This is a genomic window from Methylobacterium sp. Leaf91 (assembly GCF_001422815.1).
In the GTDB taxonomy this organism is placed as follows: domain Bacteria; phylum Pseudomonadota; class Alphaproteobacteria; order Rhizobiales; family Beijerinckiaceae; genus Methylobacterium.
This window is the reverse complement of sequence record NZ_LMMP01000007.1, coordinates 81,808-97,740: the sequence shown is the minus strand read 5'-3', so window position 1 is coordinate 97,740 and position 15,933 is coordinate 81,808. Positions and strand designations below refer to the sequence as shown.

Below are 15,933 nucleotides of genomic sequence, written 5' to 3'. Positions count from 1 at the left end.
ACAATGCAAGATCAGGCGACGACGCCCGAACGGGGACGGCAGCGGGATATCCTGAACGGAGCACAGGTTCTCTCGGGCCAGCTCGGCAAGACCATCCAGCGGCTGCGCAAGGCCTACAACCTCTCACTCTCCGAACTCGCCGAGCAGTCCGGCGTGGCGAAATCGATCATCAGCCAGATCGAGCGCAACGAGACCAACCCGACCCTGGCGACCATCTGGCGCCTGAGCCAGGCCCTCGACGTCTCCATCGAGCGCGTGCTGGCCACCAGCGACGAAGAGCCGTTCATCGAGAAGACGTCGCGCGCCGACACGCCGATCCTGCTCTCCGACGACGGCAAGATCCGCCTCGCCATCGTCGGCTGGATCAAGACGGTGGAATGGCTGCAATGGTACGAGGTCACGGCCGATCCGGGCGGCGTCCTCGATTCCGATCCGCACCAGCGCGGCTCGGTGGAATCCCTCACCGTCACCGAGGGTTCGCTCGAAGTCGAGGTGGCCGGCACCTTCCAGCGGGCGCGGGTCGGTGAAACGCTGCGCTATCGCTGCGACAGGCCGCACACGGTGCGTTGCGTCGGAACGGAACCCGCCAAAGCGATCATGGTCGTGATCATGAAAGCGGCGGTGATGGAGTAGGAGCGCCGAGCGTCCTTGCCCGTCTCGACCTGCGGTACTCCACGGGGGATTACCGCGACACGACGGTCAATGCCCGGAATTGACCCAGCGGACGATGTCGGCGAGCACGACGCTGAGAGCGGCATCGAGACCGATGGCCGCGTTGCCCGCCTCGACCTTGGCCACCGGCACGCGCGCGGTGAAGATGCGGGCGGCGACGACCTTGCCGGTGCCGTCGGTGATGAGCTTGGCCGAGATGTCCACCACCGCTTCGCCCGAGCCGGACGCGATGTCGAAGGCACGGATCTCGCTGATGAGCGCGTAATCGGCCACGATCTTGTCGCCGGGGCGGCTCACGGATTTCAGGCGTCCGGAATTTTCGAGGCTCTGGATCAGCCGTGTCTGGACGAGGCGCGGCAGGCGGTCGGCCCATTGTCCGCCGCCGAGGAACGACAGGGCACCGCCGGCCTGACGAACGATGATGCGATCCTGCTCGAAGGGCTGGAGGCCGACGGGCTCGGCCACCGAGATCGACCGCGCCGCCACGCTCGGCCGGCCGGAACTCGGCAGGGCGGCGAGGTCGAAGGTCATGGGCGCGCCGCCGCCACAACCGCCGAGCAGGGCGGAGAGGCAGGCGAGCGCCAGGGCATGCGAGCGAAACGTCATCCGAAGGGCCTGGAAACCTGTGCAGCGCTGCAAGAAGCGCAACCGTAAACTACGCCATAGCGGTTTCCGTGCCGTGACGCCGGACACATGCGGCTAGGCTTTGCCGGGTTCAGCGGCCACCGTTGTATTCTGGCAACGATGGCTTGCCGCCGAAGATGACCTGCGACGGGTCGCGCTCCAGGCTCTTCACCGTCCGGTTGAGGGTGTTGAGGGTGCGCTGGCCGTCCGAGGAGAGGGCTTCGACCTCGCGCCGCCCGGTCCCGCTGAGGCGGCTGAAGCTCGACGCGATGGTGGAGGTGCGCTTGTCGAGGTTCTCCGACAGGGTGCGGAAGGCCTTGCCGGCATCGCGCACGGAGATCGCCGCCTCGCGGACTTCGGCGAAGGTGCTGCTCCCAGCTTGGCCCGAGGCGGAGCCGAGGAAGCTTTCGGCCCCCTTCAGCACGTTGTCGACCCGGTCGGCCGAGGCGTTGAGCTTGCCGGCAAGCGAGCGCGCGTCCTTCACCGCACCCTCGATGTCGGGGCTCGCGGTGCTGAGCGCGGCGGAGAAGCGCTCGGCATTGTCGATGACGCGGTTGAGCTTCTGTCCGTCGATGGCCTTCACCAGCGAACTCACGGCAGGCCCGGCATCGTTCAGGGTCTTGGAAAACGATTCGACATTGGCGAGGGTGCGGGTGATGGCGCCCTCGTTGCCGGCCACCAGCTTGTCGAGGCGCTGCAGCACGTCGTCCGCGCGCTGGGCAATCTGCTTGGCCGCCGCCATCATGTCCTGGATGTCGGAACTGTCGGCGAAGATCGTCGGGGTCTGGTCGCCCGAGCCCGGCGTCAGGGGCGGCGAATCGGCGTTGCCGCCGGAGAGCGAGATGGTGGAGACGCCGGTCAGCATCGCGGAATCGAGGCGGGCCCGGGTGTCGGCGCGCAGGGGCGTGGTCCGTTCGACCTCCACCATCGCGACGACCCGGCGAGGGTCCTGCGGCAGCAGTCGGACATCCATCACCTCACCGACCTTGATGCCGTTGAAGGCCACGGTCGAACCCTTGGCGAGGCCGCCGACGCTGCCCGAGAAGACGATGCGCACGCTCTCGCGCACCTGACTGCGCGATCCGCCCTGGAGCCAGAACACGAAGCCGAAGGCCGCCACGACGACCGCGAGTGTGAAAGCCCCGACGAGGGCGTAGTTCGCACGAGTCTCCATCGGATCAGTCGTACTCCGGATGGGCAGCGCCCGTGCGGTGCGCCACGGCACGCAATCGGCGGGCCGTCAGCGTGTGAATTCTTTCAAACATGGGCGTTTGCCCCGCCGGTGACGATCGCGCGGGCGCGCTTGCCGTGGAAATACGAGCGAAGCCAGGGGTGGTCGCTCGCCAGCATGGCGTCGATCGGCCCCTGCGCGATGATCTGGCCGTCGCCGAGTGCCGCGATGCGGTCGCAGGCGGTGTAGAGACTGTCGAGATCGTGCGTCACCATGAAGACGGTGAGCCCCAGCGTCTGTTTCAGGGTGGCGACGAGTTCGTCGAACTCCCCGGCGCCGATCGGGTCGAGGCCCGAAGTCGGCTCGTCGAGGAACAGGATTTCGGGGTCGAGGGCGAGGGACCGGGCCAACGCCGCGCGCTTGATCATGCCGCCCGACAATTCGGAGGGGAGCTTGTCGGCGGCATCGGGCTTTAGGCCCACCATCTCGATCTTGAGGCGGGCGAACTCGTCGAGCAGGCGCTCGGACAGGTTCAGGTGCTCGCGCATCGGCATCTGGATGTTCTGCTTCACCGTGAGCGCCGAGAACAGCGCACCCTGCTGGAACAGCACGCCCCAGCGCTGCTCGATCTGCCGGCGGCGCGCCATGGTCATGGTGTCGACGTCCTCGCCGAACACCTCGATCGTGCCCGAACGCTTCGGAACCAGGCCGAGGATCGTCCGGGTCAGGACCGACTTGCCCTGTCCGGACGGGCCGACGAAGCCCAGGATCTCGCCGCGATAGATGTCGAGGTCGAGCCCCTTCATCACGACCTTGCTGCCGAAGCCGACCACGAGGTCGCGTACGCCGATGATGACGTCGCGAGGCGGGGCGCGGTCGAACGGCGCGGGGGGCGGGGACATCTGGTTCACGGCGATCAGAAATCGATGGCCGCGAAGAACACGGCGAAAAGTCCATCCAGTACGATGACCATGAAGATAGACTTCACGACTGAGGCCGTGACGTGACGTCCGAGCGATTCTGCCGATCCTTCGACGGCGAAACCTTCGATTGTCGCGATGATGCCGATGATGAGGGCCATGAACGGCGCCTTGATCAGGCCGACCGCCACGTGGTGGAAGGAAACGGCGGCCTGGAGCCGCGCCAGGAATGCGTCGATCGTCATCCCGCCATAGAGCGAGGCGGTGAGGCCGCCCCCGGCCAGGGCCGCCAGCGAGGCGAGGAAGGCGAGGATCGGCAGGCCGATCACCAGCGCCAGGATGCGCGGGACGATGAGGATCTCGATGGGATCGAGGCCCATCACCCGCAGGGCATCCACCTCCTCGCGCATGCGCATCGAGCCGATCTCGGCGGTGAAGGCCGAGCCGGAGCGCCCCGCCACCATGATCGAGGTGAGGAGCACGCCGAGTTCGCGCAGGATGAGCAGGCCGATCAGGTTGACGACGAAGCTCTGCGCCCCGAAGCGCTGTAGCTGGAAGATGCCCTGCTGCGCGACGATGCCGCCGACCAGGAACGAGATCAGCATGATGATCGGTACGCCCCGGAAGGCGACCTGTTCGAGCTGGTTGACCAGGGCCGTGCCGCGGAAGGTGCTCGGCCGCGAAGCGACGCGGATACAGGCGGTCACCACCTCCCCGAGGAAGGCGAGGCCGCTGACCATGTCGGATTTAGCGCCGACGACCCGGACCCCGAGATCGTGCAGGAAGCCCATGAGGCGGCCGCGTTTGGGCGGACCGGCATAATCCTCGTCCGGCAGATTCATTTCGCCGAGCAGGATACGGTGCTCGGCCGTGGCCCCCGCATAGGCGAGGCGACCGCCCGCGGCTTCGATCTCGCCACGGGTCCGCTCCAGGACCCAGGCGCCGAGCGTGTCGAGCCGCGCCACCTTCGACAGGTCGACGAGGATGGGAGCGCCCTTTGCGTCGCCGGCGATGCGCGCGGCTGCCCTCTCCACGGAGGCACCCTGATCCGCCGTCCAGCGACCGCTCAGGACCACGCGTCCGCCCTCGCCGAGAAACTCGGCTTCGGCGGCGTCAGGGTTCGGCTTGGCAGCAGCGTGGCGCACGAAGCGCGACTCCCGGTTCATGCGCAACTAAAACGCAGATCAAGGTTACGGATTGGTCAAGACCCACGGCAAGCGGCGGAGTGCTGACCTACAAACGGGGCGGTGTGAAGGGGGCAAGTGTCGCTGCTCTCGCGGAAAGTGACACGAGGCACAGGCCGGACAGGGCGAGCGGCGCCATCAGGGCGAAAGCGAGCGAGCCTCCGCCGGCCTGGTAGGCGACACCGCAGAGAATCGTCGCGCTCGCCGAGGCGCAGGCATTGACGGCGCTCGACATGCCTTGAGCGCGCCCCCGCGCCCCATCGGGCGCGAAGGCCGAGATCGCCGTCATGGCGCCGAGCTGCGTCGCCCCGAAGCTGAATGCGTGGAGGGTCTGCAGGAACAGCGCCGGAACGAGCTCGCCGCCGATCAGGGACAGGCCGACGACGCGTATGAGGGACGCTGCGGCGCCGAGGCCGATGAGCCGGAACGGCGTACGCCAATGGGCGGGCCAGCGCCCCACGGTGGCGAAGAAGACGATCTCGGCGGCGACGCCCGTCGCCCAGAGCACGCCGATCCACGATGAGGAGATCCCGCTGGCCTGCCAATGGATGCTGCCGAAGGCGTAGGTCGCCGCGTGGCTCGCCTGGATCGTCGCCTGCGCGCCGATGCAGAGCCAGAGCACGCGGGGCAGCTTCGGGCGTGTGCCGGGCGCGATGCGCGGCTGCGCCATATGAGCTTCCACCGGGCTGGCGAAGATGGTGGCCGCGGCGACGAGGGCGAGGCCGGTGAGGAGGACCGGCACGGCGAGGCGTTCCCCCATGGCGCTGAGGGCCGCCCCCCCGAGCAGGCTGGCGATGAGGAAACCGATGGACCCCGCCATGCGGATACGGGCGTAGTCGAGCCGCTTGCTGTGCCGTACGGCGGCCAGGGTGAGGTAGTCGATGGTCGGCACCAGCGGCGCTCCGGCCGCCGCGTTCACGGCGACGAGCACAGCGAGGATGGGCCAGCCTATGGCGGCGCCGGCGGGCATCAGCGCGTAGGTCGCCGCCACCGCCACGCTGCCGACCAGCAGGAGACGGCGCGCGGCCACGCCCCGGTCGATCAGCCCCACGAGGGGAGCCGTGGCGATGATCTTCATGGCGATGGGCAGCGCCAGGAGGGCGCCGATGATCCGCGCATCGAGGCCGAGCGCCTTCAGCCAGACCGGCATGAACGGCATGGCGATGCCGATTTCGACGAAGACGACGGCATAGAGCAGCGACAGACGCGTCGCGTTCGGCTCCGTCGGAGAGGATTGAGACAAGGGGGACCGCTCGATCGAGGGGCGAAGCGGCCTCAAGCCGAAGCGTTGCCGGCCGCTGACGATGATTCGACCCGTAAAGGGGGCGTTAAAACCATCGTGTCAATCTACTGGTGCTGGTACCCGCGACTTCGCGCAACGGCGCGAGGCACCATCGAGGACACGAGTTCTATGTCTGTCATGCGTTCGCTCACCCCGGTCGATGAGTCGGAATACGACCGTATCGAAGCGGCGATGAGCGAGAGCGAACGCGGCCGCTGGTTCCTCGCCGAATATACCAGGCGCAACCGCAGTGCCGATACGGACATGCTGCTCGGCGCCATCTCACGCCTGGAAAGCGCGGTGACGGCGGATCGCCCCTCCGACCGGGAAACCGAGCGGGTCGGACGCATGCGCGGCGACCTGATGGACATGGCCCACGCCATCGCCAGAACCAAGGCCGAGATCGCGGCGATCAGCACCGTGGATCAGGACCACAGCCGCCTTGGCATCGCCTCCGTCGCCCTAGACGCCATCGTCCGGGCCACCGAGCGCGCGACGTCGGACATCCTCGGCGCCGCGGAGGAAGTCCAGGAGACCGCCTGGACGATGCGCGAAACCGGCGCGGATGCGACGATTTGCGACGTGCTCGACCGCCGGGCGACGGAAATCTACACCGCCTGCTCGTTCCAGGATCTCACGGCGCAGCGCACGGCCCGGATCATCCATACCCTGCGCTATCTCGAAGAGCGCCTCGCGGCGATGATCGCGATCTGGGGCGGCGAGGTCGAGGCGATCCCGCCGGCGCCGGGCTCGACGGCGGCGACTGTCGCCCAGGACCTCGACCAGAGCGATGTGGACCGGTTCATCGACATGGATTCCGGGCGATCGGAGAGTGTTCGGGAAGCGAAGGACGACGTGACGGGGGAGATGGAGGCCGTCGTCGAAGAGCAGGCGGAAGAGCCGGTGAGCCCGGACATGCCGCTTTCCTCCGCCATGGAGACGACGGACGAAGAGGCTCCGTTCACCGAGCCGCACGCATCCGAGGCGGGCGAGGAGGCTGTCATTGAGGACGCCATCGCCGAGGAACCTATCGCCGAGGACACGAGCGAGCCTTTCGACGACGAGCCGGCCGACGAGGTCGTTTCTGACGACGAGAGCACCGAGGACCGGGCGACGTCGCCGGCTTCCGAGAAGACCGACATCGCCACGGCTTTCGCCGATATCGACGGCCTGAGCGAGAAAGAGAAACTCGCCCTGTTTTCCTGAGCGAGACGAATGCCCCGCGCGCATCGTCGACGGCACTGATAAGAGGGCCGTCATGGCCCTTCACCTCCTGAAGCTCTGCGTCGGACCCGCGACGATCGAGGACCTCGAACAACGCATCGCCCGCAACCGGGACGACGCGTTGCAGTCCGGGCGCGACCCGTCAACGTTCCACGTGACCCGAATGGTGCCCAAACGTGCCTCGGCCATTGCCGGGCAGGGCTCGATCTACTGGGTCATCAAGGGCACGCTGTGCTGCCGCCAGGCCATCACGGCCATCGAGCCCTTCACCGATACGGACGGCGTCGGCCGCTGTCGCCTCGTCCTCGATTCGGTCGTGGTCCCGGTCAATCCGCGCCCATGCCGGCCCTTCCAGGGCTGGCGCTACCTGACGGTGCGGTCCGCGCCGGCCGATCTCGACATGCGTCGCGCCGACGGCCTCGCCGACATGCCCGAATCGCTGCGGCGCGAGCTCTCCGTCCTCGGCCTGATCTGACCTTATTCACCCTCACCGTGATCCGGCGACGGAGCGGTGATGCCGCCCCGTCGCCAAGGATGTCAGGCCCCTTCGAAGCGGCCGCTCGCATGGGCGAGCATCGTGTAGACCTTGCCCGTCTCCGAGGTGAGGTAGGCATCGGCACGACGCGAGTCGCGGTCGTTCTTCGAGACTTCGCCGAGGAGCCGTTCGAACTCGCCGACATAGCGGTCCACCGTGCGGCGGAACTCGGCATCGGCCGCGTAGCGCCGGCGGATCTCCTCGAAGGTCTGCCGACCCTGCGCCGTGTAGAGACGGCGATCGAACAGGTTCGGCTCACCGCGACGGTAGCGCTCCCACAATTCCACCGCCGTCTGATGTTCGATCATCTTGGCGATGTCGTTGGAGATCGTCTCGAGGGCGGTTCGGCTGCGGTCGACGGCAGCGCCCTTGCCCGCTTCCAGTTTCGCGGAGCCGGCCTTGGCGGGCTCCGCCTTGTTGGAGCCGGCCTTGGTCGCGTCCGGCTTGGCCTGACCGTTGGGACCGGCGGCCGCGTTCGCCGGATCGGCCCCATCCGTGTCGTCGTCGAGGGAGGCGCGCGTCAGCAGGTCCGACAGCCAGCCGCGATTGTCGCGTCCCGACGGGGCACCCGCACGCGCAGTCTCGCCGGGACGCAGGGCGGGCTGGTTGCCGGCACGGGCCGCCGGGGCGGAGACGATCGTCATCTGCTGGGTCGGGCGAGCGTCGGACGACTTGTCCTCGCGGGCCTTCGGCTCGGAGGGCTTTGCGGCGACCGGTGGCGCGACCGGGTTGGCCCCATTCTGCTTCGGCTTGGCCGGAGCGGGTTCCGAGACCTGCACGTCCTGTTGCTTGGCGGGCTGGACGTCCGCCTTGCGCGGGGCGGGGGCCACCGCCTCGGTCACGTCGACGCTGCGCCGCGAGCGGGAGACGAGCGAGGACAGCTCGTTCAGCGCCTTGATCTGGTCGGAGACGACCCGACGCATCTCGCTGGTGGCTTCCTGGGTCTCCCGCGGGATTTCCAGAACGCCGCGCTGCAGGTCCGCCCGCGTCGCTTCGAGTTCGCGACGGATCTCCGCCGCCATCTCGCGCATCCCCGCCACCGAGTCGCCGAAGCGGCCGGCTGCGCTCTCGAACACCGTCATCATCTGCTCGGATGCGCCGGAGATCGCCGTGCGAACAGCGGTCGCCGTCCGCTCGCCTTCGCTGCCCGCATCCTTGCGCAGGCCTTCGAAGGCTCCCGTCACACTGGCGCCCGCGCTTTGTGCCGCATCGGACAGGCTGCTGGCGATGCCGCGCGCCCGCTCCTCGGCGGAGCGAAGGGTCTCGGCCATCTGCGTGTCGAACCGTGCGGTCTGCTCCTCGAGGACGCCCGACCGCGCCTCGATGCGGGTCAGCACCTCTTCCACCGCCTTGTCGCGGCTGGCGAGAAGATCGACGAGGCGCGTCTCGACGGTTTCCAGAGAGCCAGCCGCGTTGGTGAGCGTGCCGGAATGAGCGCGGGCGATCTCGGTGAGCGAGGTCCCGCGGGCATCGAGCGAGGCGGCGAGGTCGGCCGCATCGCGCAGGGCGCCCTCGGCGACGGCCTTCAGCTGGTCGACTTGTTCGGCGACGCTTCTGCTGGCGCGCTCCGTCTCGGTGCCGATGGCGGAGAGCGTCGCCTGCACCTGCTCGACCCGGCCCGACAGGCCGTTCTCGATGGCGCCGAGATTCTCTCCGGCATCGGTGACGAGTTCGCGCAGGGCCGAATTCGCCCCCTCGACCCGGTCCAAGACGCCAGCGAGTTCGCTGCGGAGACGATCGCTCGCCTCGTTGAGGCTCGCCAGCGCACGGGAGGCGCCGCCGTCGATGGCTGCCAGCAGGGCATTCCTGGACGCTTCGGATTGTTCGGCGAGGTCCCGAACACGATCAAGCAAGGTGTCGGCGAGGGGCTTTGCGCTCTCGTCGAGGATACGCGCGATCTCCTGATTGCGCTCGCCCAGGGAGGCGACGAGCTGGGAGGCCGGCCCCTCGACGATCTCGCGGAGGCGCTCGGAATGCGTCGCCATCGCCTCGACCATATGGGTGCCGCGCGTGTCGATCGTCTCCACGATCGATCCCCCACGCTCCTCGATCGCGCGGGTAATGGTCTCCGCGCTCTCGGCGAGGCGGCGGGCCAGGGACTGCCCGCGCGCCTCGATCAGAGAGGCCAGGGCGGTCGAGCGGCGATCGAAGCCGGCGACCATGTCCTGGTTGCGCCCGTCGATGAGGGCGGCCACGGCCTCGTTGCGCTGGTCCAGAGCCGTGGCGAGCGCATCGGCATGGGCCTGGGCGAGGGCGGCGTGGCGGTTCACCCGCTCGTCGAAAGCGGAGAGCATCGTCGCGCTGCGCTCGTCGACCAGGGCCGCATAGGCGTCCTGGCGGTCGTCGAACGCATTGGCGAGAGCATCGCCGCGGGACGCGACGAGGGAGGCGAACACCTTCATCCGGCTGTCGATCCGGTTCGTGAAGGCCTCGCTGCGGGCATCCACGGCCTGGGTCAGGGCGGCGCCATGGTTGTCGATCGCATGGGCGAAAGCGGTCGCACGGCTGTCCACGAGCTGGTCGAGGGCGCGCAGGCACTCGTCGAACAAAGCTGCGATGGCCTGCGTACGAGCATCGACCGACTGGGTCAGTGACTGGCCCTGATCGTCCACGGTGCGGGTGAACGCGCCGGTCCGGTCTTCGACGAGATCGGTGAGGGCACGCATCCGCGCATCGAAGACATTCCCGATGGCCTGAGCGGTGGCCTCGACGGCCTGGCTGAGGGACGTGCCGCGATTGTCGATGGTCTGCGTCAGATCGGCGGCGCGGTTGTCCACGAGGTGGTCGAGGGCGCGCAGGCGCTCGTCGAAGACGGTCGCGATCGACTGGGCGGTGGCCTCGACGGCCTGGCTCAGGGAGATGCCGCGATTGTCGATGGTCTGCGTCAGATCGGCGGCGCGGTTGTCCACGAGATGGTCGAGGGCACGCAGGCGCTCGTCGAAGACGGTGCCGATGGCCTGGGCGCCGGCCTCGACGGCCTGGGTCAGCGACGTGCCCTGGTGCTCGATGGTGCGGGCGAACGCCGCCGCGCGGTCGTCCACCAGGGTGTCGAGGGCGCGCAGGCGCTCGTCGAACAGCGTCCCCATGGACTGGGTGCGATCGTCCACCGCCTGGTACAGGGTGCTGCCCTGCATCTCCATGGTGTGGGCGAATTCCGCCGTCCGGTTCTCCACGAGGGCGTTGAGCTCGCCCAGGCGCTCGTCGAAGAGGGCGCGCAGGGAGCCGGTGCGGTCGTCGAGGGACCGGGTGAGGTGTCCGCCGCGGTCGTCCACCGTCTGGGCGAAGTCCGCCGTCCTGTTCTCCACGAGGGCGTTGAGGTCGCGCAGGCGCTCGTCGAAGAGAGCGCGCAGGGAGCCGGTTCGGTCGTCGAGGGATCGGGTGAGGCTGCCGCCGCGCTCGTCCACCGTATGGATGAGTTGCGTCGCGTGGTTCTCGATCAGCTCGTCGAGGGCGCGCAGGCGCTCGTCGAACAGCGTGCTCAGCATGGCCGTGCCGGCATCGACCGAGCGGGTCAGGACGGAGCCCTTCGTGTCCAGCGTGTGCACGAAATCGGCCGAACGGTTCGCCACGAGGGTGTCGAGGGCCTGCATGCGGTCGTCGAACAGGGCGCCCATCGCGTGGGTCCGGTCGTCGACGGTCTGCGTGAGGGCCGTACCCTTGGTGTCGATGGTCCGGGCGAAATCGGCCGAACGCTCCGCCACGAGGGCGTCGAGGGCCTGCATGCGGTCGTCGAACAGGGCACCCATCGCGTGGGTCCGGTCGTCGACGGTCTGCGTGAGGGCCGTGCCCTTGGTGTCGATGGTGCGGACGAGTTCGGCCGCGCGGTTCTCCACCAGATCGTCGATCGCCCGCAGGCGCTCGTCGAACAGGGCGCTCAGAGCGTGGGTGCGCGCATCGACCCGGTCGGTGAGGGCTTCGGCGCGGCTGTCCACCAGGCCGTCGAGGGCGGTGAGGATGTCGTCGAACAGGGTCCGCAGCCCGTGGGTGCGGGCTTCCACCGATTCCGCGATCCTCGCGCCGCGACCGTCCACGAGTTCGTCCAGGGCGCCGATGCGCTGGTCGAACAGCGCGACCAGGTCGCGGGTCCGGGCTTCCACCGCGCCGGCCGCGCCGCCGAGGCTGGCTTCGATCGTGTCGACGAAGGTCCGGCCATGCTGGCCGAGCGAATCGTGCAACGGAGCCAGCCGGTCTTCGAAGCTGCTGGCGAGCACCTGGGAATGATCGTCCAGCATGGTCCGGATCTCGTTGGTCCGGTTGTCCAGGAGCTGGTGGACGGTGCGCACGCCCTCGTCGAGCAGACTGCCGATATCGGTGGTCCGCGTCTGGAGGGTGGAGCCGAGGCGGCCTTCGCCTTCGCCGAGCAGACGGTCCGCATCGGCGACGACGTCGCGCAGGCGGGCGATGATGGTGTCGCCGCGCTGTTCCAGAAGCTCCGCCAGGGAGGAACCGCCGCGATCGAACAGCTGCGCCAGCTCGGTGATACGGGTGCCGAGGGCGCCGAACACGACGCGTCCCTTCTCGTCGAGCTCCTGGCCCATGGCGGCCGTGCGCTCGTCGATGAGGGCGGCCAGGGCTTCCGCGCGGTGCGAGAAGGACGAGCGGATCGCCTCCGCCTGTCCGGCCAGAGCCTCGTTGGCATGGCCCGTCCGGCTCTCGATCATCTCGACGAGCTCGCGGGTCCGGTTGGCGAGATCCTCGTCCACGGCGCGGGTGCGGCTCTCGATGAGGCGGATCGCTTCGAAGGCCTGGGAGCCGAAGGTCTCGTCGATCAGGCGGCTGCGCTCTTCCAGCGCGGCGGCGATGGTGTCGAGACGCCCGACCACGCTGGTGTCGAAGCGGCCGACGCCCTCTTCGATGCGGCGGGACAGGTCGGTCGCCTGCTGCTCGAAGCGCTCAGCGATCTCGGTGGAGCGGCTGCCGAGGGTATCGCCCAGGGCCAGGCTGCGGCTGGCGATGTCCTGCGCCATGCCGTCGGCGCGGGCATCGAGAGTCTGGACGAGGTCGCGGCTGCCTTCGACCATGATGCGCGCCATCTCGCTGGTGCGCAGGATCAGGGCCTCGTTGAGGGCGGTGGCGCGGGAGCCGAGCTGACCATCGATCTGGCTCACCAGATGGGTGAAGGTCTCGCCGATCTCGGCGGAGCGCTTCACGGAGCGTTCCTCGAGGGCGCCGAGCTGGCTCTCCACGGTCTCGCGGGCTTCGCGGGTGCGCTCGGCGATGGTGTCGGCCACCGCCTTGCCCTGAACCGTGATGACGCGGTCCATCTCCTGCAGCTGGCCGGTGACGGTCTCACTGAGGGTGGAGGTGTCGCGGGCGATGCGGTCGGCGAGGATATCGCCGCGCGCAATCGTCTCCTGGAGCGCCGCAAGGCGGTCGTTGAGCACGGTGTCGATGGCCTTCGCGCGGCTTTCCGTCGTGTCGGCGAAGGTAGCGCCGCTCTGCGCGAGGGCGTCGCTGACGCGGGCGCTCTGGGCGGTCACCGCCAGAACGATCTCGCGGCCGGTATTGGCGAGCTGGCCATGCGCCTCTTCGGCATGGGTGGTGATGAGGTCGGTGAGGCCACGGCTATGCGTGCCGAAGGAAGCCTCGACATCCTTGATCCGGGCGGCGAGTTCGCCGCCGACATTCTCGGCCGCGCGGGCGATCGCGCCCGTCGCCTCGGTGGCGCGGCTGACCAGGGTCTGGTCGATCTCGGACAGGGTCCGGCGCAGGGCCTCCATCGCATCCTGGGCGCGCCCACCCACCTCTCCGCTGAGGCCGCTGGCGGCCTGCTGGAGGAGCTCGGCGGCTTCCTGTGTGCGAGCGGCGAGCTCGGCGGAGGTGGCGGACAGGCGCTGCTCGAAGATCTGCACCGCCTCGACCGTGCGGGCTTCGAGTTCGCCGGTGGCGCTCGCCGAGGAACGGCGCAGGGCCTGGGCCGCTTCCGCCGTGCTGGCGCCGAGGCTGACCGTGGTCTCTTCCGCGCTGCGGCGGAAGATGTCGGCGGCCTCGCTGGTCCGCGAGCCGATCTCGGTGGCCAGGGTGTCGAGGACGGCGCGCAGGCTCTCGATCGCGGTGCCGGACTGGGAATCGAAGGTGCTGCCGAGAACCCCGAAGGCTCCGGTCAGGGTGAGGGTCGCGTCCTCGACACGCTGGGTGACGAGACCGCCGACCTGCTCGCCGGCCTTGGTCAGGCGGCGGATGCTGGCATTGACGACGGAGGCCGTATCCTCGCCGCTGCTGCGGAGCGCGGCCGCTGCCTCGGCCGACCGGGTGTCGATCTCGCCGTTGAGGCCCGCCACGGTTCCGCGCAGGTTCTCCACCGTGCCCATGGCCCGGGTCTCGAAATGGGTGCCGAGGGCCGCGAGAGCCGCGTCCATCGCCCGCGCGGCTTCCTCGGCGCGCTGGGTCACGAGGTCACCCACGCGCTCTCCGGCGGAGGTCAGGTTGCTCTCGAGCGAGCCGCCCTGCACGGTGAGGGTCTCGTGCAGGCGGTTGGCCACCGTATCGATGCGCTCGGCCAGAAGACCGGCGCGATCGTCGATCCCGCTGCCGGCGGTCTCGATCGACCGGATAAGGTCGTCGCGCAGGGCAGTGGTCCGGGCCGCGAACGTCTCGACGATGCCCTCGGATGCCTGGGCCAGACCCGCCTGCGCCTCGCGGGTACGGGTTTCGATGGTCTCGGATACGCCGCTGCCGGCAGCTTCGATCTCAGCGCGAAGGGCCGCGCCCCGAGCGGCGATGTCGTCGGTGATGGTGGCGCCCGTGGCGGCGAAATGCTCGCGGAGCGCCGTGCCGGTCTCGGCGAACCGGGCGGTGATCTGGCCGCCGGTATTGGAGAAGGTCGTGGTCAGTTCGGTGCCGCGGGCGAGGAACGTGTTCTCGAGGCCGCGCGCGGATTCTTCGAAGGTCTGGCGAACTTCGCTGCCCTGGCGGTTCAGGCTCTCGATCACCTCCATCCCGGTCTGGGCGAGGGTGCGGGCGACCTGGCCGGCATTGTCGGCCAGCGTCGCGGTGAGCATGCCGCCGGTCCGCTCGAAGGCGAGGGTGACGTCCGCCGCGCGGCTTTCCAGGGATTGCGTCAGGGTGTTGCCGACTTCGGTCAGGCTGCTGCGCACACCTTCGCTGGTGCTGGCGAGGCGCTGCACCAGATCGTCGCCACGGTCGGTGACGAGGCCGACCACGCGGTCGCCGGCTTCTCCGAGGGCCGCCGTGATGGCGTCGCCACGGTTGCCGAGCGCCGAAGTGATGGCGTCGCCGCGCGCGTCGAGGGCACCGGTCACCCGTTCGCCGGCGCCGGTCACTGCGGCGACGATGCGTTCTGCCGCGCCATCGAGCTCCTGGGTCAAGTTCTGGTGCGACCCGGTGATCGCGCCGCGAACGCGCTCCGCATTGGCGACGATGGATTCGCGCTGTGCGACGAGCTCGTCGACGAGGGAGCGGATGCGGATCTCGTTGTCGGAATAGGCCCGTTCCAGGGTCGCGATCTCGCCGCGAACCAGGGTTTCCAGCTCACCGGCACGGGCGAGCGCCCGCTCGACGCCGTCGCCCACGGCCGCGACCTCGCGGCGGACCGTCTGCGACATGGTGAGGACGGCATCGGTGGAGAAGTTCTCGGGTTCGGCGAGGCGGATCGCGACTTCGCCGACGGCGCGGGCCACGAGGCGCATCTCCTGCGCACGGACGGCGAGCATCGCCATGATCGCGAACAGGACGATGGGGCCGACGATGGCGGTGGCGCCGACGGCGGCCTGAAGCGCCGTCATTCCGGCGAAGAAGCCCTTCAGCTCACCCCCCGACTGGTTCCAGGCGAGGGCGAGGAGGGCGGCGAACCAGACAGCAGAGACGATCGCGGCGACGATGTAGGGCGTGCCGGACGGCCGCACGCGCAAGGTCTGCTGCAGGATGCCGATGTTCTGGCGGTCGTCATTGGCCACCATGGAGCGGTCCGGCGGCAGCAGACCTCCTTCGCGGCGCGGCCGGTTGCGGTCCGGCGGCGGCAGGTCTGAAGCGAGGGGCTGGTCGAGATCGAGGCGAGGGGGCGCGAGGCGGCCACCCTGCTCGCTCAGCAGATCGTTGTCGCCCACATCGGGAAGCCGCGGCTCGACCCGGGGCTCCGCCGCCTGCGTCGAGGGGAAGTCCAGGTTGAGGGCCTGCTCGATGGCGGAAAGAGCCGCCTCGGCCGGGTCCTTGAGCTTCTTTTCCGTGGCCATTCAACGCCTCGTTACGCAGATCGTCGAAGCCGGCCGCACCCGGTGATCGACGACATTTTTACCAATTTACCAAGGAAGTTTAGACCTCGGCGCGAGACCCGGATACCCGAGTGGATCGAACCGTCCAAA

At 69.0% G+C, this 15,933-nt stretch carries 9 protein-coding genes; 3 read left to right on the top strand and 6 right to left on the bottom strand.

Translation table 11 applies throughout. The annotated features are described in order from the left end of the window. Positions 1-3: 3 nt before the first annotated feature. Positions 4-633 carry an XRE family transcriptional regulator gene (locus ASF32_RS08175; RefSeq protein ID WP_056426161.1) on the top strand — a complete coding sequence of 210 codons (630 nt, stop codon included), beginning with the start codon at positions 4-6 and terminating at the stop codon, positions 631-633. A gap of 66 nt (positions 634-699) precedes the next feature. Here the strand turns inward: ASF32_RS08175 and ASF32_RS08170 are convergent, their stop codons facing one another. The 5 genes from ASF32_RS08170 to ASF32_RS08150 form a co-directional block, all read right to left on the bottom strand. Beyond that, positions 700-1,278 carry an ABC-type transport auxiliary lipoprotein family protein gene (locus tag ASF32_RS08170; RefSeq protein ID WP_056426259.1) on the bottom strand — a complete coding sequence of 193 codons (579 nt, stop codon included), beginning with the start codon at positions 1,276-1,278 and terminating at the stop codon, positions 700-702. 109 nt (positions 1,279-1,387) lie between these two features. After that, the gene (locus ASF32_RS08165) at positions 1,388-2,470 is read right to left on the bottom strand and encodes an MlaD family protein (RefSeq protein WP_056426158.1); all 1,083 of its coding nucleotides are present in this window, start codon (positions 2,468-2,470) and stop codon (positions 1,388-1,390) included. Between the two features lie 83 nt (positions 2,471-2,553). Then, positions 2,554-3,369, bottom strand: a complete 816-nt coding sequence (locus ASF32_RS08160) for an ABC transporter ATP-binding protein (RefSeq protein WP_056426156.1) — start codon at positions 3,367-3,369, stop codon at positions 2,554-2,556. A 14-nt stretch (positions 3,370-3,383) separates the two neighbouring features. After that, the gene (locus tag ASF32_RS08155) at positions 3,384-4,553 is read right to left on the bottom strand and encodes an MlaE family lipid ABC transporter permease subunit (protein ID WP_056426151.1); all 1,170 of its coding nucleotides are present in this window, start codon (positions 4,551-4,553) and stop codon (positions 3,384-3,386) included. A 67-nt stretch (positions 4,554-4,620) separates the two neighbouring features. Further along, positions 4,621-5,814: an MFS transporter gene (locus tag ASF32_RS08150; RefSeq protein WP_056426148.1), complete on the bottom strand. Its 1,194-nt coding sequence runs from the start codon at positions 5,812-5,814 to the stop codon at positions 4,621-4,623. A 168-nt stretch (positions 5,815-5,982) separates the two neighbouring features. Here ASF32_RS08150 and ASF32_RS08145 point away from each other — a divergent pair, with 168 nt between their 5' ends. After that, complete coding sequence (locus ASF32_RS08145; RefSeq protein WP_082470024.1) at positions 5,983-7,059, top strand: hypothetical protein; 1,077 nt, start codon at positions 5,983-5,985, stop codon at positions 7,057-7,059. A gap of 52 nt (positions 7,060-7,111) precedes the next feature. Further along, positions 7,112-7,552, top strand: a complete 441-nt coding sequence (locus ASF32_RS08140; RefSeq protein WP_056426144.1) for a DUF1489 domain-containing protein — start codon at positions 7,112-7,114, stop codon at positions 7,550-7,552. Positions 7,553-7,614: 62 nt separating this feature from the next. Here the strand turns inward: ASF32_RS08140 and ASF32_RS08135 are convergent, their stop codons facing one another. Continuing rightward, positions 7,615-15,804, bottom strand: a complete 8,190-nt coding sequence (locus ASF32_RS08135) for a hypothetical protein (RefSeq protein WP_056426141.1) — start codon at positions 15,802-15,804, stop codon at positions 7,615-7,617. Between the last annotated feature and the right edge of the window lie 129 nt (positions 15,805-15,933).